The following is an 18,866-nucleotide window of genomic DNA, read 5'->3' as shown; positions in this document are numbered from 1 at the left end:
AGGTTAGTTGATGAATGAAAACAAGTTGGTGAAGAAGGCAATCAAGGGCGATGGAAAGGCTTTTGAGAAGCTGCTTGAATTACATAGTGACCAACTTTACCGGACGGCTTTTTTATATGTAGGCAATCGGGATGATGCGTTGGATGTTGTTCAGGAAACGGCATACAAATCTTTTCAGGCTGTTGGACAGCTGAAGAACACTGAATATTTTTTAACGTGGGTTACAAGAATCCTCATACATTGTTCGTATGATTTATTAAGAAAGAAGAACAGGGAAATACCGATGAATCGAATGAAGGAGAAGGCGGAAGAGTTTTTTCATCAAGAGGAGTCTTTGGATTTAGGTGCGGCTATCAATCTATTAAATGAGCAGTATCGAACGGTCATCTTACTTTTTTATTATCGTGATCTGTCTATCCATGATATCGCAGAAATTATGAGTATTCCGGAAAACACAGTAAAAACGTATCTGCATCGGGCAAAAAGGAATTTAAGAAAAAGTTTGGAAGGGGCGGGGTACCTTGGACAAGAAAATCTTTCGTGAAGAATATGAAAAAATAGAAGTTCCGAAAGAAGATGTCTTAAAAGCAATTAAACTGGGAATAAAGCGAGGGAAACCGAAGCGGAACCGGGGTAAAGTCACTGCAATTTCAACGGTGGTCGCAGCGGTTGCTTTCTTTTCGGTTGGTTTTGCTTCTCCTACGATGTCACATGTTATGGCCGACATCCCTTTGCTTGGAAAACTATATGTGAATTTCAATGATTCGATTGGTAGGAAGCTTGCTTCTCAGGAAATGATTACTGAGCTGAATCAAACGGCGACAAACCATGGAATCGATGTCACGATAACTAGCGCTTACTTTGATGGTGCTAGGATAGGGATTACTTTTGATGTACAAGGCGATGTCAAAAAGGATGAGTACGGATATTTTAATGCATTTTATGAGATATACGATGGTGATGAAAATATCGATGACAGTAAGGAATTTGCTAAGACGGCTGAAAGCGATACAGGATTCACAGGCCTGATTGCTCTTAATTATCCTGAGGCTGTATTGCCAGCAGATACCACCATTCCGGTAACTTTCAAGGAGATTTCTGGTCAGAAAGGGAATTGGACGTTCAATATTCCAATAAAGCAGCTCGCCTATGAAACGGTTAAAACGGATAAAATGAGCGAAAATAAAGATGCTAGCATTTCTATGAAGTTTGATTCTATTATCAGAGGTCAATCTTCAACGGCAATTAATTATACAGTGACTTTCTTGAAAGGTGCGGAAAATGATCAAATTCGGATGGATGAAGTATATGATGATCAAGGTAAACCGTTGCATGTCTCATCACACGGCTTTATCCCTAAAGAAACCATAAAGGACCGAGATAAGGTAACCGAAAAAGGAAGGGCAATCATCCCAATGGCACTCGCTGAAAAATCAAGTTACTTGGAAATTCGTCCGATGTTAGTCATGTATGAGCCAGATCATTATCTTACCTTAAATGAACAAACACCAATAGATATTCAGTCGGAACGTCAGGAATTGTCGGTCAAAATAGAGGAGATGACGGTAAAAGACGAAAAATTGATTGTTGATTTCCAAATGAACAATGGAAAAAAAGCTAAACAGAATTTTGCTTTTTATGAGGAGGCCGCAAAATATGACGTTAGACTGGTTAAAGATTCGGAAAGAGACATCTATCAAGAAGAAACCAAGCATACTTTTAAAACGTTACTGAAAGATCAATTACGATTCAGAAAAACCTTCGACCTTAGCGAGATAAAAGATTTTAATAAGAAGGACTATATCATCCGAGTTAATTTAAATTCGATGAGTTCTAATAGTCCAGTAGAGTTACCACCTGTAAAAATCAAGTTAAAATAAAAAAGATGCTCCCGTACCCAGGAGCATCCTCTTCGTTTATCTCTTTCTTGGTGTGTAATTCAATTCTGCAAATAGTTCCTTCAATTCATCTTTTGTCAGGTCGCGCCATTGTCCAAGGGGTAACCTGTCCAAATGGATGTTCATGATGCGAACACGTTGCAGTTCACGGACTTCATAGCCGAGTGCCGTACACATGCGGCGGATTTGCCGGTTCAACCCTTGCATTAAGGTAATGTTGAAGGTATGTCTTGAAAGTGGCTTGACCTTGCAGGGAAGTGTCTTCGTATCCAAAATCTCTACGCCTGATGCCATTTCTTCAAGGAAGGAATCCGTAAGTGGCTTATCGACAGTTACGATATATTCTTTCTCATGTTTGTTCTCCGCCCGGAGGATTTCATTCACGATATCCCCGTCATTTGTAAGGAGAATCAGACCGCTTGAGTCTTTATCAAGACGACCGACATGGAAAATGCGTAATGGATGATTCACAAAATCAACGATATTCCCTTTGATATGTTTTTCCGTCGTGCTTGTGATGCCTGTTGGCTTATTCAGAGCAATGTATACATTCTGCTGTTCCACTTTTATCGGTTTGCCATCGACACGTACATCATCGCCGGGTTCAGCCTGACTCCCTAGTTCGGCGACAGCGCCGTTAATGGTCACTCTACCTTCGGCAATCCATTTATCTGCGCCTCGTCTCGAAGTAATTCCTGATTCACTAATAAATTTATTGATTCTCAACTAAAGCACACCTTTACATTCAGATTTTCTTCTATAAAGATAACGTAAATCATGCTAGATAAACAAGGGGAAAGCAAAAATGTATACTTAAGGAGAAGCCATAGCTTTACTATCCTTCTTCTTTTTAGTGGTTAAGTAGACACCGGAGAAGACAAGAAGGCCGCCAAGAGATTGGACTACTGTGATTTTTTGACCCAAGATCAAGCTTAGCATCGCAGTGAAGACGACAATGAGATTAAGGTAAACACCAGCTTGGCTTGCATCAATATGACGCAGAGAAATGTTCCAGAATATGAAGGAACAAACGGATGGAAAGATTCCAATATATAAAATGCCTACCATCGCTTGATTACTTAAATCAAGGTTCAGACCGGACCCAATGGCGAACGGTGCGGCCAGAACCACTCCGATTAAAACAGAAACAGCGGTGGCTGATATGGCCGGAACATTTTTAATCTTTTTGGCAATGAGTGAATAGAAGGTCCAGACAAGTATCGCCAGAATCATCAACAAATCTCCACTATTGAAGGTAAGATGGAAAATGGTCTGAAGATGTCCATTCGTTAAGACCAAAAGTACCCCAAATAAGGATAGAATAAGGCCAATCACATGGAGGAATGAAATATGCTCTTTTAAAAATAAGAAGGAAAAAAGGACGATGACCGCAGGGGTGATCGAATTAACGAGAGCGGCATTCATGGAAGTCGTATAGGTCAAAGCCCAATACAGAAAAAAATTATAGCCGATGATGCCGAGCATGCCCATCAGGGATAGTACTTTCCACTCTTTCCATACACTTTTCCAATCGGGTTTTTCAATCCAATGAGCAAGAGGAAATAAAAAGATAGCAGCAATTAGCCAGCGTGTAAACGTGAGTTGAATCGGCGAAAGTTCAGCAACTACAAATTTGCCGAAAATATAATTACCGGCCCAGAACAAATTAGCCAAGATAAGAAATAAAAGAATATAGGATTTTTTCATTGGGTAGCCTCTTTCTTTAGTGTTTGAATATTCAATAAATATACCAGGGCAGAAAGAGGGAAGCAATATAGTAAAGCAAAGTTTACGTGGAGGAAGAGATACTATTCATTGCGGGAAACTATGAGTATGAAATTAAGAAAAAAGGGGCTGTCTCATTCTTTTTCAAGTAAAATAACGCAAAATTGAAGAGACAGAAATGTTGTTAAATCAACATTTCTGTCTCTCTCTATTTATTCAATTTAGGCTTAACTACCCTTTTTGGGACAGCCCCTTCTTCTTATCTAATTAAGCGAAAATGGCACTGATTTCGGCAATGTCATCCATGGTTAAGTCAACATCCAATGCTTTTAGGTTACGTGATACTTGTTCCGGTTTTTTCGCACCGGGTATCAAAACATCGATGGAATGGCGTGTTAAATACCAGGCAAGGGCGATATCCGCGACCTCTGCATGTTTTCGGTTGGCAATTACACGGAGTTCTTCGACTTTTTGCAAGTTTGTAGAATAGGCTTGCCCTTGGAAAAGGGGATCATTTGCTCGTATGTCGTCAAACTTCGAATCTTCATTATATTTGCCGCCTAGCAGGCCGGATGCTAGCGGGAAATAAGGGATAAACGATATTTGATTTTCAGCCGTATACGGAAGTAAGTCATGTTCGGCCTCCCGTTTGAAGAGGTTATATTCAGATTGCAAGACATCGACGTAGCCGTCTTTGTTGGCTTCTTTCAATTGTTCGAACGAAAAATTCGAGACGCCGATGGCCTTGATTTTTCCGGCATCCTTCAATTCCTTTAAAGCCCCGACTGCCTCATCCTTGGGTGTAGCCTCGTCAGGGAAATGGATGTAAAATAAATCAATATAATCGGTTTGGAGCCGCTTTAAACTGGACTCTACAGATTCTCTAAGAAAAGTGGGAGAGTTATCAAATACGACATTACCGTCCACGAATTTATGGGCAGCTTTTGTAGCAAGTAACACATCCTTACGTTTGCCGGCATCCTTCAGCACTTCCCCGATTATTTCTTCCGAGCGCTCCGGACCGTAAATGTAAGCTGTATCCCAAAAGTTGATGCCTTCAGTGAGAGCCGTTCGCAGGACCTCTCTCCCCGTATCTTCATTCAGGTTAGTAAATAGGTTATGTCCACCGATTGCATTCGTGCCAAGACCGATCCGATTCACATACAAATCCGTTTTACCAATACGCGTTTGCTTTGACATGTATTCATCATCTCCTCTTTCCTAATCATACCAAAAACAGGGTAGATCATTCCAAGGTTATGCAATGCTTCCTGCGAATATTTATAATTATAATTCAAAGAAAGTCACACTATAAGTAATAGGAGCACTCGATCCGTCCAATTTAGTTATTCCAGAAATCATGATTTCATAGGTATCCCCAGCCCTCAGTCCTTTGGATAAATCGGGTCGGAAAATGATTGCAGGGCCAGAACCGTATCCACTATTTTCGACATTCAAATAATTTCCACTAACTGTGTATTTATTCATTTTACGATTGAGTTTCCAGGTATGCTCTGTACGCTTGTTTTTCACCTGAACGAAAACGTTAGACGACTTAGGCGTTCGGAAGACTTCTGGATTTAGAGAAACAGACCAAGCCGTTTTCGATGAAAAATATTCAATGGGCATATACCCTTTTCCGGGCCATGAAATGTAATCCCACTTTATTTCTTGAATGTCATCTCTGCTTTCGTCAAATACTTTCATACTGGAGAAACCATCCATATATCCAAATCCCACTTCTTTTAACATTGGATTCAGAATCCAGCGGCGATGGCCGACTCTATCAATATTACTGGAATCCGTATCATCCATATATAAATCTACTGCTTCGTTTAATGAACTGGTTCCATATGCTAGATTCGATGAAGATGTGGCTTCATATCCTTTTTCATAAAAATTACTGGCCACTTTTTTTGGCTTTACAGGTGTATGTGTTAGAAATCCAATATGAGATAACAAAACTGCGCCGTACTGGGCATTTGCATTTAACCCTTTGTTTAAGACCAGGTCATCGGGTAGATCTGCAAGGTATCGGTAAAAATTCGCGGTGTTCACACCATCGTTTAAGAATCCCTGTTTTAAGCTTCCGGCCTTCAGTGGAACCTTGTCACTGGGCTTCGTTTTATAAGGGCTTTTTGCGCTATAAGTAGATTTGTATGTCTTGGCTTTTTTTCGTATTGCTGTTTTTGTTTTTTTCTTAGTTGCACTTTCCGTATCAAAAATGAATGCAGGGTTTACCACTGTCATATCGTAAAGAGATGATGTCCATTCCGTGGTCCCCCAATCATCTGAAACTAAAAAGTTGCCATCGAATATGATAGTATGTTTTCTGAATTTTGCTGGGTTTTTCACCTTGAAATCATAGGTGAATTTTGATGACTTCCATTTTTCTTTTGATAGGTTTATTGTTGTATCATCATAATTTATAGATACATTTTCCAGTCCCTCTAAATCGTTCACTTTACCAGACACCGTGATCGTATCGTTTTTATTATAGGTTGCAGTCGCTTCGATTGTGTTCTTGGTCGATTCTTTAGCAGAAGACAACGAAGAAAAAGAAAGAATAAAAATAGTGATAAGAAGAACTAAACGAACTATAAAGCGCATGAAACACTCTCTTTTTTAGTTTAATTTTACTATGATTAACCGTTAAATCGTTATTTTTCTAGTAAAATAGTAGTGGTTAAATACCATTGGATGCTTAATATCCATAAAAAAACAGATGAATCAACCGATTCATCTGTTTCTGTAATTATATGGTTTCGATATCCATGTCCTCCGCGGGAGCCGGTTTTCCTGTTTGACTCAGGATAATGCCAATGGCCGTACCGACTAAGGCTGGTAAGATCCATTCCATGCCATGTGCAGAAAGCGGAAGGGCGTCCGTGAATGTTTGCACCGGTCCGAGTGGGACTTTAAAAGCGCTTAGCCCATCGATCAGGGCAAAGATGCCGGTGAATAGCATGGCGCTTCTGTATACCTTTTTGGGAGCCTTGAAATGACGGGAAAAGAACGTCAAAGCAACTAAGACGATGGTCAACGGATAGGCCATCACGAGGAACGGCACCGATACTTTTAGAATTTGATTCAGTCCTAGATTGGATAGGGTGAAGCCGATAAGCGTGATAAGTAGCACGATCATTTTGTAGCTGGCTTTTGGAATGAGATTGGAAAAATAATGTCCGCATGCGGTTGTCAATCCAACGACGGATGCGATACAGGCCAAGAGGAAAATGAGTCCCAAGAGGGTTTTTCCAGCTGGTCCGAGTAATAGGGTAGAAGCGGCGGTCAGGATATCGGTTCCATTTTCAAATGTACCGTTCGCAGCCATACGTGCTCCCATGAAGCCTAGAGATGTATACACTATAGAGAGAAATAGTGCTGTGACCATTCCTGCCTTTATCGTGTACTTGGTCAGTTGCTTGCGGTCCGATACCCCTCTTTTTTGAATGGAAGTCAGAATAACAATCCCAAAGGCTAGGGCTGCTAGAGCATCCATCGTGTTATAACCTTCAATGAACCCCTTCGAGAAGGCTCCTGTTGCGTAGGCTTCTGTAGGTGATTGGAAGGGTGCGTCAAGTTTCACGAATCCAACGATGCAAAGGATGACTATAGACACTAATAGAGTGGGTGTGCTCCAGCGGCTCATGATGGTTTCCATTTTTTCAGGATTCATCGAAATGGCATAAACGATCAAAAAGAATAGAATCGTGAATAGGAACAAAAAGAGTGATTGGCTGATCGTGTCTCCAAGGTAGGGTTTGAATCCCATTTCATAGGCAACATTCGCATTCCTGGGTATGGCAAGAAATGGCCCGATACTTAAGTATATGACAATCATGAAAATCTTACTGAAAGTAGGATGTACACGGGATCCAATTGTTTCTGCTCCACCTTTTACTAGAGAAATGGCCAGCAGGACTAGAATCGGGAGGCCGACACCGGTAAGGATGAATCCAGCAATGGCAGGCCAGAAGGAAGTCCCTGATGAGGCTCCCAAAAATGGAGGGAAAATCAGGTTACCCGCTCCGAAGAACATTGAGAAAAGCATAAGCCCAATAAATAATATGTCTGTTTTTTTCATGATGATGTCTCCTTTTTGCGTTCTAGTGAAAAACTCGCCGAATGGACTAACGAGATCATGTGAAAGACTTACTAAGAAAATAAAAAAAACGCCCCTACTTAGAGGGACGAGTTGTGTGCTCGCTTTACCACCCATATCCGCGCTTCTTATGGAGCTACGGCATTCAGTCAACGTACGGTATCATACGTTGACTATATTATTAAGATTTGCTCTTTGAAATTTTTAATGAAGGGTCGAACTCGATCTTTAAATCCTAGCAGTAAAATATTATAATCTAAAAATAATTTAGCAAATTCAGTATACTAAGTCAATAGGATGAAGTCTTTTCAAGGACAGGAGATTAGGCCTAGAGATTGTGGGATGATTTATATGGGTTTACAATCCGTCAAAAGAATCGTAAATACTCCCTATTATCTTTCTACCTTCATCTATATTATAATAGAAGTAGAACACTAAAGGAGACAATATGATGTCTGAAAACAAAAAGTTAAGCCTGGCGGATGCAATCAAGCAGAAATTGGCGCAAAAGCAAGCGGAAACAAGTAAAGATAAACTTGAAACCGGTGTTGTCAAGAAAACGAAACCGCTTAAAAGCCAGTTAACTAAAAAGCCCAATAATCAACGTAAGCGTACAGGGGTATAATCCCAATTTGTCATAGGACAATTACTGTTCAATGCTTATCAGAGAGCAGTATCCTTCATGATCAAAGGTGCTGCTTTTTTTGTATAATTTTATTTTTACCATTTTAAGGTAGTGTGTGAGCGGGGATTCTGGTAATTTAGTGGTATAGGAAAAATCCCTCGCATTGCTTCATATCCTGGTGAAATCCATACAAGCATATTTTAAAGAAGAGAGTAAAAAATTAGGGTGGATTTGTTAAAAACATTACAAGCCCGACGGTTTCTGTTTTAAACTTGTAAGAGTTATGACATGTTGTTACCATATTGTTTTGTTAAAATAATAATTTGGAGCTTTGACAGATCATTTTCTTATCTAAAGGAACCTATTGATTTGATCCTTTACTTGAAAATATGAAATATATCGGGGGAATTACGATGGAAGAACAGCTGATTGGCAAAAAGTTCTATGAAACGATGATAGATGACATAAATAAGCATCCGATTCAAGCCTTGGGAGAAATGTTCCTCGTGGAACAAAAAAAGGAAAGAGCGGATTTAACGGCGATTCGGTTTGCTCAGGGTGAAGTGTACTTCCTGCACCATGATTATGAGGCGGCCATATTTAAATGGGAAAACATAGAGGGCGATCTAGCTGCGTGGGCAAAGAAGAATATTGCTGATGCCTACTTTGAACTAGAGATGTATTCGACCGCTGAAGATATTTACAAAGGTGTAAATACGAGCGAACCTGTGTTGAAGACGGAAGTGCTTCTGCAATTGTTTTCACTGTACATAGTAGAAACAAGAAATGATTTGGCTTCTAAAGTGGTGAAGGAAGCGGTCGATTTCCAACCGGATTACCCAAATGTCACAGAAATAGCACGCTCCTTCTTTGAGGCGCAAAAGGATTGGAATAGTGCGATTGTTTTAGCGGCGAATGAAAGTATCCGTACGCAGTCCATGATGTGGTTTGATGTCCTGAAAACGTATATCCAGCAAGGGGTTGCACAATCGACGGCTCCGGATTACTTCTCAAAAGTACTTAGATCCTTATACAACCTGGACCAAGACCGTTTTGAGAAAATGACAGTTGCACTTTGGAAAAACTACAAATATACCGACTCTTACTTTGAATGGCTTAAGGTCATCAATAAACTGATTGACGAAATTGAATTAAACAACGGGGATGTTTGGGATGAGCTTTCCGTCTATTACCGTGATGCTTATGCAGGATTGCTTGAAGGTACGCATTTAGTCAAAGAATTAAGCCCTGTCGTACCAAGGTTGCTTGAAAATTGGTTGAAGATTGCTGATGGGGAGCTTTCCTTGTTTGCTGCGGCTTCAGTCCTTTCATGGAATGAAATTTTCCCGGATACAGTGAGCGCACTTGTTGTTCAAGATGCGGAAAGTTTGCTAGCGAAATCCCCTAGATTGGGAGGCGGACTAGAATCAGGAGAAAAACTGATCAACTCCATCATACAATGGGCAGAGAGCAATGATCTATCAGTCGGCAATAAGTTGAAATGGATGGTAGAAGGAATCAAGGATACAAGCAATTTCAACCTGCTTCTTGTTGGAAGTGCAGGGAACGGCAAGACATCCTTCATTCAGTCGATTGCAGGAGAAAGTATTGCGGCGGAAGACCATTCATCTCTGATTAGCGTGAAAGATGGCGATGACCTAGAAATCTATGAAATTACCGATACAGATCGCAAATCGGTCGAAGAGTTAACGGAATTGGATGAAATACGTCGTCAGCGCGGTACGATTGTCGATGTGACGCTCATCAGTGACTACTTAAGAAATAATCGCCTGCGGTTATTAGATACACCAGGTTTCAATGGAGAGAAAAGTGTTGACCCTGATTTCCATAATTATTTACTGGAGAGCGACGGAGTGATGTTCGTTTTAGATGCACGGGCACCTTTCACTGGTAGTGAACGTGACTTGTTATTGGAAATACAGCAATTGGCTCCAAAGCTTCCCATTCATTTCTTGCTCAATAAAATGGATACAATCTACAGTGACCAAGTGGCAGTCAGGATGGAAGATGAGACATGGGATAAAGTGAATGCCTATTTCCCAAATGCGAAAGTATTTGCTTTCTCAAAGCTATATGACAGCAAACAACAGCTACAGGATTTGGGAGTCTTCCTTCATGCAAACTATCAAGATAGCAATTGGAAGGACATGAGAGCAGAGAAGCTACTTGCTTTCACCCGTAAAACATTATCTTATCTGTTAGAAAAACGGGCAGCGAACGAACGGAAATGCGAGCACTCTATTTCATGGAATGAACAGATGGAAGTGAAGCTGAAGGCCGCTACAAATCAGCTGACTGATTTGGAAACAGAAAAAAGCGAAAATATAACCAGATCTTATCGGTTACTTAAAGAAGAAGTGAAGAAGCAGCTTTCTACAAGAATTCCTGAATTGCTGCGTGATTGTTCTAAAACATTATCTGAGGATAGTGATTTTAGCCAAGTCCATATACAGCTGAATCAGGAAATGAACGATCGGATACAGGCCTTTATATCAGACAAAATTATGCCGCAATATTACCGTTCCCTTCAAGACTGGATTGCTACTTCGCAGTTGGAATTTATGCAAAGCCAACAGTTCATGGACGAAATGAGCGCCGGATTCAATGAGTTGTATAAAGAAGAACGGATTGTACTTGCCGGGGACTTCAGGGTCCTGGATGACTGGCGCCGTGATGCGGACCGGATGACAAGCAGTATCCGGATTGACAATGTGAATATTTTACTGAGAAGGACCCCATCTCAATTGATTCTTAAGGGAGCTGGGAAGCTATTTGGAGCCATTCCGCAAAACAAAGCGAATATGTACAATCGATATAAGAAGTTCTTGGAAAATGAAGACTTCCAGGATGTTGCTGATATGATCAGTGAACGTTTCCTCACTCAGTTCGGATTGTTCGAAAAATCCTTGGAGAGGGACATATCCTTGTTCTACCGCAATCCATTTGCCATTCTTGAAAAGAACATCGAACAAACGCAAACCGAAATCAAGGAACAGCAGGCCGCTCTGGAACATATGAGAGAAAATCCAGAAGTTTACCGTGATCCAATCACTCTTTTCGAAGTGAAACTGCGTCAGTATGAACGTCTTGAAAAAATTGAGAAAAGACGCCTGGCGAAATTACAAGGAAAATAAAAACATTTAAAATATTCTTAAAACTATTGACTTAACGACTATATCTCTATAAAGTGATACTTACCGAAACGTAACACATTATATTCTCTTATCAAGAGTGGCGGAGGGACTGGCCCTACGATGCCCAGCAACCGTTCCATTTAGGAATTGGTGCTAAATCCTGCAAAACAGAAATGTTTTGACAGATAAGAGAGGGATAAGTCCGCAAATCAGCTGATTAAACCTCTCTAATTTTAGAGAGGTTTTTATTTTAGGGTTATACCAACAAAACAGATAAGAATAATAAAAAAACAGGGGGAGTTTAAATGAGGAAATCAATTTTTAAAGGGGCTTTCGTTTCAGTCATCGCTTCGGCTTTGCTTTTGACGGGCTGTTCTTCAGGACAAAGTACGGGGGAAGCGAAAAAAGAGGAAAAGGTATCTTTTGAAAATGTTCCAGAACGATTTGCGAAAGGCGAGGGAGCTAAAATTAAAGTCATTCGTAAAATTGGCGGCGATGATCACACGGCCCAATACTTAGCAGGGGCGAAAGAGGAAGGCGAAGCACTCGGCTTTCAAGTGGATACATATACGGCGAATGGCGATACGGCTAAATTCCATGATGCGATTGCCCAGGCTCTCGAAGAAGATTATGATGGCTATATCATTTCCCATGGTGATGATGCAGCGACAGTGAATGATGTACAAAAGTTGGTGGATGCAGGAAAAAGTGTAGTCACGTTTGATTCCATCAGCGATCTAACGAAGATTGATGGTGTAACCGTAACTTCACAAGATGATGAAGCTTTGGCAACCCTTGCATTTGACAAATTGATTGAAGATAAAAAAGGCGAAGCGAATATTGCATACCTTTGGGTGGACGGTTTCCCACCAATGGTGAGAAGAAACGCCGTGTATCAAGATAAGCTGAAAGAAAATCCTGGCATTAAGGAAATTGAAAGATTCGGGGTGGCATCGGCAGATACTTCGGTCCAGACTCAAAATGCAGTTGCAGCGATGTTGAACAAATATCCCAAAGGTAAAATTGACGCAATATTCGCAACTTGGGATGCCTTTGCCATCGGTGCGGCTCGTGCAATTAAAGAAGCTGGGCGCGATGAAGTGAAAATCTATGGAATTGATGTTTCCAATGCCGATCTTCAGGAGATTCAAACAAAAGGAAGTTCATGGTCGTATACGGCAGCGGTTGACCCGAAATTGATAGGTGCTGTGAATTTGAGGCTATTGGCAAAAAAATTAGCGGGAGAGGAAACGCCACAAAGCTATGATTTAGAAGCCTCGTTGATTTCACAAAAACAGTTACAATCATCCAAGGAATCAGTCAACATGACCAATCTATCCGGCATTGTCCAAGGCTGGGGAGTCTCGACGGAATTTGAGGAAGAATGGATGAAGGTATTGAAAGAACATTATAAGAAGTGACGAACATAATCAGTGGACACTCTCTTCAAGTGAAGGAGAGTGTCTGTTTAATGGGGAGGATTGGACATGAGCATTCAATTAGACATGAAACAGATATCAATCGAATTTCCGGGTGTAAAAGCGCTGAGTGAAGTGGATTTTTCAGTACGGTCGGGGACAGCACATGCATTGGTCGGCGCAAATGGAGCAGGGAAATCGACATTAATGAAAGTCCTTTCAGGAGCTCATGTCCATTATTCCGGCGACATTTTTCTGAATGGCAAGGTACAGGATATCCGTTCCCCAAAGTCTGCACAGGAAGCTGGCATTCAAATTGTATACCAGGAAGTGGACACGGCCCTCATTCCTTATTTAACGGTCGCGGAGAACGTGATGCTAAATGAGACTGTACAAAACATGGGAAAAAAACAAATCATCAACTGGCACGAATTACATAGGAAAGCGACTGCAATCTTGGATGATATGAATATCCGTGTATCTTCAAAGAAACTGGTAAGAGACTTGACCTTGGCTGAAAAACAAATGGTCTTGATAGCAAGGGCCGTTTCAACGGAATGTCAATTCCTGATCCTTGATGAGCCGACTGCGCCGTTAAGCCATACGGAGACGACGGAGCTGTTTCGCATAGTGAATGGATTGAAGCAACGGGGTGTTGGCATTATTTTCATTTCGCATCGTCTTCCCGAGATATTCGGCATTTGCGAGGATATTACGATCATGAGAAACGGGGAGAGTGTGACGAGCCGGAAAATCCCGAATATCACCCAAAACGAAGTGATTGAGCAGATGCTTGGAAAATCCATGGAGGAACAGTTCCCCACCGTCAATGCGGAGGTTGGGAACGTGATTTTTGAAGTGAATGGACTGTCCGATGGTGATAAAGTTAAAAACGTTAACCTCCAGGTAAAATCAGGAGAAATCGTCGGTTTAGCGGGACTTGTCGGAGCAGGTAAAACAGAGCTTTGTAAAGCGCTTTTCGGTCACACGTCCATTACAACAGGGGAAGTCGTGTTGAATGGAAGGAAGCTTAGTCTAAAAACGCCCCATCATGCTGTGAAATGTGGTTTGGCATTAGTCCCCGAAGAACGGAGGAAAGAAGGAGTTCTCGTACAGGAGTCGGTTACAACAAACCTGACCGCAGCAAGTGTCGGGAAATTCACCAAGGCATTCAGCATCGTCAATCGCCAGGCAGAAAAGAAAAAGGCGAAGGAACTGATTGTGACTCTCGGGATAAAAACGCCCACAGAGGAAGCGAAGGTTGAAAACCTTTCAGGAGGTAATCAGCAAAAGGTGGCCATTGGAAAGTGGCTGATGGCTGATGCGAATGTTTACATATTCGATGAGCCGACAAAAGGAGTCGACGTCGGGGCCAAGAAGGATATTTTTGAACTAATCGCCAAATTAGCCGAGAATGGAAAAGCGATTATATATGCCTCCTCCGAATTGTCCGAAATCATGGGAATCACGAACAGAACCTATGTTTTATATGATGGAAGGATGGTCAAGGAGCTAGAGACAAATAAGACAAATGAAGAAGAACTACTATTCTACTCAACAGGGGGCAAATAGGATGAGTACACCGATTCCGGTTCTTACAGAGAAACCAACAACTCCAGCCAAGAAAAAACTCGATCTGTTCGAATTTTTTTATAAATATGGAACGATCCTGACAATCATCATCTTGATTGCCGTTTTTGCGATTGCGAATCCATCGTTCATTCAAACGAATAATCTTATTAACATTTTACGTTCCATCTCTATCGTGACGATCATTGCCATCGGGATCACGATATCCTTGACTGTGGATGGCTTCGATTTGTCGGTTGGTTCCGTTGCCTCATTAGCCAATGCCATTGTCATCTCGATGTTTGTCTGGTTTTCCCAGGATACGTTGATTGCGATAATAGCGGCCATCGGTGCTTCGCTAGTGGTGGGCGCATTGAATTCATTCATGATTGTAAAGTTAAGGATTCCTGACATGCTGATGACATTGGCGACCATGTTCATCATTCAAGGGCTCGCTCTTACGTATACAAAAGGAGCGACGGTTTCACAAAACATGGTGATGCCTGACGGAACATTCGCTACAGGTCTAATCAGCCCTTTTTTCAGCAAAATCGGACAGGTGCCTTGGATTATCCTGATCATGGGAGTCATCGTGATTGCGACTCACATCTTCTTGACCTATACGAAGCATGGCCGCTATATGTACATCATTGGCGGAAATAAGGAGGCGGCTAGGCTCTCGGGAATCTCGGTCAATAAATATAAAGTAGTTGCTTATATGTTATCGGCGCTGTTCGCTGCTATCGGTGGGATCGTCCTTGCTTCCCGCGTCATGACATCGGAAATCAATTCAGGTTCTCCCTATTTGATGGATGCGGTGGCAGCCGCCTTCATCGGTTCTTCGGTGCTGGGCGCAGGTAAGCCGAATGCTTTTGGAACGTTCATCGGGGCCGTCTTGATCGGGATCCTTCAAAACGGACTGATCATGATGTCGGTCCCGTATTATGCGATGGATATCGTGAAAGGTGCAGTGCTTGCCCTTGCGTTGGCGGTTACTTATTATAAACAAAAACACTGAAACACAAAGACCAGCAGCTCATATGGGTGCTGGTCTTTGTTAAATTTGACGGTCATTTCATTTCGGTTTGTATAATTCCATTTCAAATTGCCTATAAAGCGTATCGGCCTGTTCTTGGGTAATCCCGAATTTCTTACTCGCTTTTTGTGTGATGGCATCTTGTGTGTTTTGACCTTCAGACTTGCCGGTGGTATATGATTTCATGTATAGATAAATTTCTTTTTCTTTTTCCGCGCTGATTGTATCGCCTTCTTCAGGTACAGGTGCATATCCTTCCGCCAACTGGCTAACGCCTTGTTCTAGTCCGCTTTCTTCTGTCGATTCGTCCGTTACAGGTTGCTTTTCGCTATCCTTTACCGTTTCACTGGATGAATCTTGCGCGCAGCCAAACAAAATACATAGGGTGCCAGCCATTAGGCCGAAGTAAATCGCTTTTTTCATACATGACTCCTTAGATTTTTTATAAAAAAGAACAGAACCTTCATAAACAAGATTCTGTTCTAACATGCTGCTTATTTAAACTTCTGAATTTCACTGTCACCTTCGAATTTGTTATCTTCCAATATCCCAATATCATCAATGTGATTCCTCGCTGCCTCGTCCCCTAATCGATAGATGATGCGGTATAGTTTTTTCATGGCTGCATCGTACTTATCATTAGCCCGGTCATGATGATAGAGGAGATAGGGTACATGCGAACGGGCATATGCTTCAAGGTCATCTTTATGGTGATCCTCTAAACATTGCTTCAATTCGGCCATATCATCATCGTTCGCTTGTATGGTGAAGCTTGGGTTTTCATCTAATTTTTGCGCCAGAATGTCACCACTCACTAGATCCACATAATATGTTTGCTTTTCCTGTTCCATTCGTATTCACCCCTTTAAGTGTTTAATTATGATGTACCACTATTTGTAAAAAAATAACCCTCATATTGGATATCCTAGAAAAAAGTCGCTTTCATACATAGATGTCAGATATTTCTTATGAAATAGGGTAAGATAGATTTATAGAATGATAGGACAACTTATGATATTGAACCAGGATGGGAGTGCTAAGTATGAAGAAATTATCCGTATTTATTTTAATGATGGTATTCATCGTTACAGGTTGTACGACGAGGGTGTATGACTCTAACATGGAATTAGGAAAAAGCCAATTAAAAGAAGAGAACTACTTAGAAGCTTATGAAGCGTTTGAATTGGCCTATGAAGATGACCAAACGACAGAAGCGAAAGAGCTGATGGAGCTATCGGAATTGCTCTCTAAAGGGATGAAGAAATATGAGGAGCAAGATTTTGATGGGGCACAAGCATTGTTCCAAGAGGCTGCTGCCTATAAGGCAAAATTCGAAGAAGGCAAGTCGATGGTAAAAAAGGCTAACGAGATGTTGAAAGAAACGGAAAGTGCCAGCATAGAACCGGTTGAAGAGGATACGGCACCTGGTGAAACAATGGATGAAGATAAAGGTGAAGAAGTAGAGGGTGTACCAGAGTCAGAAGCTGAAGATAATCCGGCAGTGGAAACAGAAACACCGAAAGAAGCGCAAGAAGAGGAAAAAGCCGTCCAGGAGGAACCAGTTGAAAAAGAAACCGTCGTTGAGGAGAAAGAGTCGGATGAATCCATTTCGAAAGCTACAGCCGAGCAACTGGTGAAAGATTTCGTCAAGTTTGACGAAAATCCGCAGCTACAAATCCACTATGACCATGATGACGAAAAGGAAGATTATATTTTCCAAGTCTTTGAAGTGGTCAATGATAGTAACGAAGGTGGGCATACTGCCACTTGGGGCTGGTATGGCGTGAATAAGAAAACGAAAGAAGTGTATGAACTCATGTAAGTGGATGACGCCTTTAAAGGGGCGTCTTTTTTGTTTGCAAAAATGGGTCTCGGCCATTTATCGGTCAATATGGGCGATATATCGGTCAAAATCCCAATCTTATCGGTCAAATCAAATGATTTATCGGTCAATTTCGCAAAAATATCGGTCAAAGAAAAAAGTTTATCATCTGCAAGGTTTCTTAAGAAATTTTTAATAATTCCTGTTTATGATGGAGCCAAGTAAAAGTCATAAATGGGAGGGACAAAGATGGAGAACTATAATGGTGAAGAACAAGTCAGGGTGAAGGATAAACCTAAAAAAGGAAAGTCGCATGTATTTACGGGTCTCGTTTCTGGCGTGGTGGCTTCTTTAGTAACTTCTTCTGTTTTTGTATTTGGGGGAGAGTTTAAGGAAAAAGAGGATATTGATGATACCCTTCAAACGGCTGCTGTAGAGCAAACGGTCTCTCCACAAAAATTGTCGACGAGCACAGATTCTAATCAGAGGGCAGATATGGTTGAAACAGCTTCAAAATCGATTGTAGGCGTAGTCAATTTTCAAGAATCCAATAGTCGTTATCCTTTCCAGCAACAAAGTACAGAGAGTGAAACAGTGGAGAGTGGCACGGGATCAGGGGTCATTTATAAAAAAGCTAACGGTAAAGCATACATCATCACGAATAATCACGTCATTGAAGGAGCTAAGCAAGTGGAAATTTCATTATATGATGGACAAAAAGCGACAGCAGAGGTTGTCGGTTCCGATGCCTTAACAGACTTAGCCGTTTTGACGATTGAGGGTTCCATGGCTCCGGGGGCTGTCGATTTTGGAGATTCTGATAGCATACGGCCAGGTGAAGAGGTACTGGCAATCGGTAATCCGCTCGGACTTGATTTTTCACGGTCAGTAACGCAAGGGATCGTCAGTGCGACTGGAAGGGCAATTTCGGTTGACACCTCGGATGGCGAATGGGAGTTGGATGTCCTTCAAACGGACGCGGCCATCAATCCCGGAAACAGCGGTGGGGCCTTAATCAATACGGCAGGTGAAGTCATCGGTATCAACAGCTTGAAGATATCGGAAAGTGGGGTGGAAGGTTTAGGCTTTGCAATACCAAGTAATGAGGTCATTCCGATTGTAAAGGAACTGATTGAAAAGGGGAAAGTCACTAGGCCGTATTTAGGGGTGAGTCTTACCAATACAGAAGAACTTCCTCAATATTACCTAAAGGATATGCCTGAAGCTGCAAAATCAGGAGTAATGGTTACAAGTGTGGAACAGGGATCGGCTGCTTCGGAAGGAGGAATACTGGAACAGGATATCATCGTGGCCATTGATGGAACCAAGGTCAGTACAGCCGCTGAAATGAGAAAACAACTATACAAAGATAAGAAAAAAGGAGATAAAGTGGTATTCAAAGTATATCGCGGAACAAAAGAAAAAACGTTGACGGTAACTTTGAAAAGTGCTTAACTGGAAGGCTTCGGATTAATGATCTGAAGCCTTTTGTATCTTTCCAGTTTCCGAGTAG

Annotated in this window: 17 protein-coding genes and 1 riboswitch; of the genes, 10 read left to right on the top strand and 7 right to left on the bottom strand. The window is 41.5% G+C overall.

Features of this window, described 5'->3' with window-relative positions:
- Positions 1–10: 10 nt before the first annotated feature.
- Positions 11–544 (top strand): sigma-70 family RNA polymerase sigma factor, encoded by a 534-nt coding sequence (locus tag ACIQXN_RS12070; protein WP_402966628.1) that lies wholly within the window; start codon positions 11–13, stop codon positions 542–544.
- On the top strand, positions 522–1,880 hold the full coding sequence (locus tag ACIQXN_RS12065) for a DUF4179 domain-containing protein (RefSeq protein ID WP_402966626.1): 1,359 nt from the start codon (positions 522–524) through the stop codon (positions 1,878–1,880). The genes ACIQXN_RS12070 and ACIQXN_RS12065 overlap by 23 nt, the downstream gene beginning before the upstream one ends.
- Positions 1,881–1,916: 36 nt before the next feature.
- Here the strand turns inward: ACIQXN_RS12065 and rluF are convergent, their stop codons facing one another.
- The 5 genes from rluF to brnQ all read right to left on the bottom strand — a co-directional run bounded on the left by rluF (position 1,917) and on the right by brnQ (position 7,710).
- Positions 1,917–2,624 carry a 23S rRNA pseudouridine(2604) synthase RluF gene (rluF, locus tag ACIQXN_RS12060; protein ID WP_402966624.1) on the bottom strand — a complete coding sequence of 236 codons (708 nt, stop codon included), beginning with the start codon at positions 2,622–2,624 and terminating at the stop codon, positions 1,917–1,919.
- An 87-nt stretch (positions 2,625–2,711) separates the two neighbouring features.
- Positions 2,712–3,605 carry a DMT family transporter gene (locus tag ACIQXN_RS12055; protein ID WP_402966622.1) on the bottom strand — a complete coding sequence of 298 codons (894 nt, stop codon included), beginning with the start codon at positions 3,603–3,605 and terminating at the stop codon, positions 2,712–2,714.
- 285 nt (positions 3,606–3,890) lie between these two features.
- On the bottom strand, positions 3,891–4,823 hold the full coding sequence (locus ACIQXN_RS12050; protein WP_402966618.1) for an aldo/keto reductase: 933 nt from the start codon (positions 4,821–4,823) through the stop codon (positions 3,891–3,893).
- Between the two features lie 87 nt (positions 4,824–4,910).
- A complete protein-coding gene (locus ACIQXN_RS12045; RefSeq protein ID WP_402966616.1) occupies positions 4,911–6,233 on the bottom strand; it encodes a CAP domain-containing protein in 1,323 nt (440 codons plus the stop codon).
- Positions 6,234–6,378: 145 nt separating this feature from the next.
- The gene (gene brnQ / locus ACIQXN_RS12040; protein ID WP_402966614.1) at positions 6,379–7,710 is read right to left on the bottom strand and encodes a branched-chain amino acid transport system II carrier protein; all 1,332 of its coding nucleotides are present in this window, start codon (positions 7,708–7,710) and stop codon (positions 6,379–6,381) included.
- Positions 7,711–8,179: 469 nt separating this feature from the next.
- Between brnQ and ACIQXN_RS12035 the strand changes: the two genes are divergently transcribed.
- From ACIQXN_RS12035 to ACIQXN_RS12015, 5 genes are all read left to right on the top strand, one after another.
- The gene (locus ACIQXN_RS12035) at positions 8,180–8,353 is read left to right on the top strand and encodes a hypothetical protein (protein WP_402966612.1); all 174 of its coding nucleotides are present in this window, start codon (positions 8,180–8,182) and stop codon (positions 8,351–8,353) included.
- Positions 8,354–8,766: 413 nt separating this feature from the next.
- Positions 8,767–11,508: a GTP-binding protein gene (locus ACIQXN_RS12030; RefSeq protein ID WP_402966610.1), complete on the top strand. Its 2,742-nt coding sequence runs from the start codon at positions 8,767–8,769 to the stop codon at positions 11,506–11,508.
- A gap of 85 nt (positions 11,509–11,593) precedes the next feature.
- A riboswitch (SAM riboswitch) is annotated at positions 11,594–11,700 on the top strand.
- A gap of 113 nt (positions 11,701–11,813) precedes the next feature.
- The gene (locus ACIQXN_RS12025) at positions 11,814–12,929 is read left to right on the top strand and encodes a sugar ABC transporter substrate-binding protein (protein ID WP_402966608.1); all 1,116 of its coding nucleotides are present in this window, start codon (positions 11,814–11,816) and stop codon (positions 12,927–12,929) included.
- A gap of 66 nt (positions 12,930–12,995) precedes the next feature.
- Positions 12,996–14,498: a sugar ABC transporter ATP-binding protein gene (locus tag ACIQXN_RS12020; RefSeq protein ID WP_402966606.1), complete on the top strand. Its 1,503-nt coding sequence runs from the start codon at positions 12,996–12,998 to the stop codon at positions 14,496–14,498.
- A gap of 1 nt (position 14,499) precedes the next feature.
- Positions 14,500–15,513 carry an ABC transporter permease gene (locus tag ACIQXN_RS12015; protein WP_402966604.1) on the top strand — a complete coding sequence of 338 codons (1,014 nt, stop codon included), beginning with the start codon at positions 14,500–14,502 and terminating at the stop codon, positions 15,511–15,513.
- A 57-nt stretch (positions 15,514–15,570) separates the two neighbouring features.
- Here ACIQXN_RS12015 and ACIQXN_RS12010 read toward each other — a convergent pair whose 3' ends face one another.
- Positions 15,571–15,954, bottom strand: a complete 384-nt coding sequence (locus ACIQXN_RS12010; RefSeq protein WP_402966602.1) for a hypothetical protein — start codon at positions 15,952–15,954, stop codon at positions 15,571–15,573.
- A gap of 71 nt (positions 15,955–16,025) precedes the next feature.
- Positions 16,026–16,382, bottom strand: a complete 357-nt coding sequence (locus tag ACIQXN_RS12005) for a hydrolase (protein ID WP_402966600.1) — start codon at positions 16,380–16,382, stop codon at positions 16,026–16,028.
- Between the two features lie 191 nt (positions 16,383–16,573).
- On the opposite strand from ACIQXN_RS12005, the gene ACIQXN_RS12000 reads away from it, so the two are divergent.
- The 3 genes from ACIQXN_RS12000 to ACIQXN_RS11990 are packed head-to-tail and all read left to right on the top strand — an operon-like array spanning position 16,574 to position 18,808.
- The gene (locus ACIQXN_RS12000) at positions 16,574–17,353 is read left to right on the top strand and encodes a COG3014 family protein (RefSeq protein WP_402966598.1); all 780 of its coding nucleotides are present in this window, start codon (positions 16,574–16,576) and stop codon (positions 17,351–17,353) included.
- A 30-nt stretch (positions 17,354–17,383) separates the two neighbouring features.
- On the top strand, positions 17,384–17,578 hold the full coding sequence (locus ACIQXN_RS11995) for a hypothetical protein (RefSeq protein WP_402966596.1): 195 nt from the start codon (positions 17,384–17,386) through the stop codon (positions 17,576–17,578).
- 24 nt (positions 17,579–17,602) lie between these two features.
- On the top strand, positions 17,603–18,808 hold the full coding sequence (locus tag ACIQXN_RS11990; RefSeq protein WP_402966594.1) for a S1C family serine protease: 1,206 nt from the start codon (positions 17,603–17,605) through the stop codon (positions 18,806–18,808).
- The last annotated feature ends 58 nt before the right edge of the window (positions 18,809–18,866 follow it).

Origin of the sequence: Peribacillus sp. NPDC097295 (genome assembly GCF_044761665.1) — a bacterium.
Lineage (GTDB): Bacteria > Bacillota > Bacilli > Bacillales > DSM-1321 > Peribacillus.
Note: the sequence above shows the minus strand (reverse complement) of the source record. Positions and strands in the feature narration are given on the sequence as shown.

Excerpts from the sequence above, each read along its gene's own strand:
- ACIQXN_RS12070 (WP_402966628.1), top strand. The coding sequence starts at position 11 with ATGAATGAAAACAAGTTGGTGAAGAAGGCAATCAAGGGCGATGGAAAG.
- ACIQXN_RS12055 (WP_402966622.1), bottom strand. The coding sequence starts at position 3,605 with ATGAAAAAATCCTATATTCTTTTATTTCTTATCTTGGCTAATTTGTTC.
- ACIQXN_RS12050 (WP_402966618.1), bottom strand. The coding sequence starts at position 4,823 with ATGTCAAAGCAAACGCGTATTGGTAAAACGGATTTGTATGTGAATCGG.
- ACIQXN_RS12045 (WP_402966616.1), bottom strand. The coding sequence starts at position 6,233 with ATGCGCTTTATAGTTCGTTTAGTTCTTCTTATCACTATTTTTATTCTT.
- brnQ (WP_402966614.1), bottom strand. The coding sequence starts at position 7,710 with ATGAAAAAAACAGACATATTATTTATTGGGCTTATGCTTTTCTCAATG.
- ACIQXN_RS12035 (WP_402966612.1), top strand. The coding sequence starts at position 8,180 with ATGTCTGAAAACAAAAAGTTAAGCCTGGCGGATGCAATCAAGCAGAAA.
- ACIQXN_RS12030 (WP_402966610.1), top strand. The coding sequence starts at position 8,767 with ATGGAAGAACAGCTGATTGGCAAAAAGTTCTATGAAACGATGATAGAT.
- ACIQXN_RS12025 (WP_402966608.1), top strand. The coding sequence starts at position 11,814 with ATGAGGAAATCAATTTTTAAAGGGGCTTTCGTTTCAGTCATCGCTTCG.
- ACIQXN_RS12020 (WP_402966606.1), top strand. The coding sequence starts at position 12,996 with ATGAGCATTCAATTAGACATGAAACAGATATCAATCGAATTTCCGGGT.
- ACIQXN_RS12015 (WP_402966604.1), top strand. The coding sequence starts at position 14,500 with ATGAGTACACCGATTCCGGTTCTTACAGAGAAACCAACAACTCCAGCC.
- ACIQXN_RS12010 (WP_402966602.1), bottom strand. The coding sequence starts at position 15,954 with ATGAAAAAAGCGATTTACTTCGGCCTAATGGCTGGCACCCTATGTATT.
- ACIQXN_RS12005 (WP_402966600.1), bottom strand. The coding sequence starts at position 16,382 with ATGGAACAGGAAAAGCAAACATATTATGTGGATCTAGTGAGTGGTGAC.
- ACIQXN_RS12000 (WP_402966598.1), top strand. The coding sequence starts at position 16,574 with ATGAAGAAATTATCCGTATTTATTTTAATGATGGTATTCATCGTTACA.
- ACIQXN_RS11990 (WP_402966594.1), top strand. The coding sequence starts at position 17,603 with ATGGAGAACTATAATGGTGAAGAACAAGTCAGGGTGAAGGATAAACCT.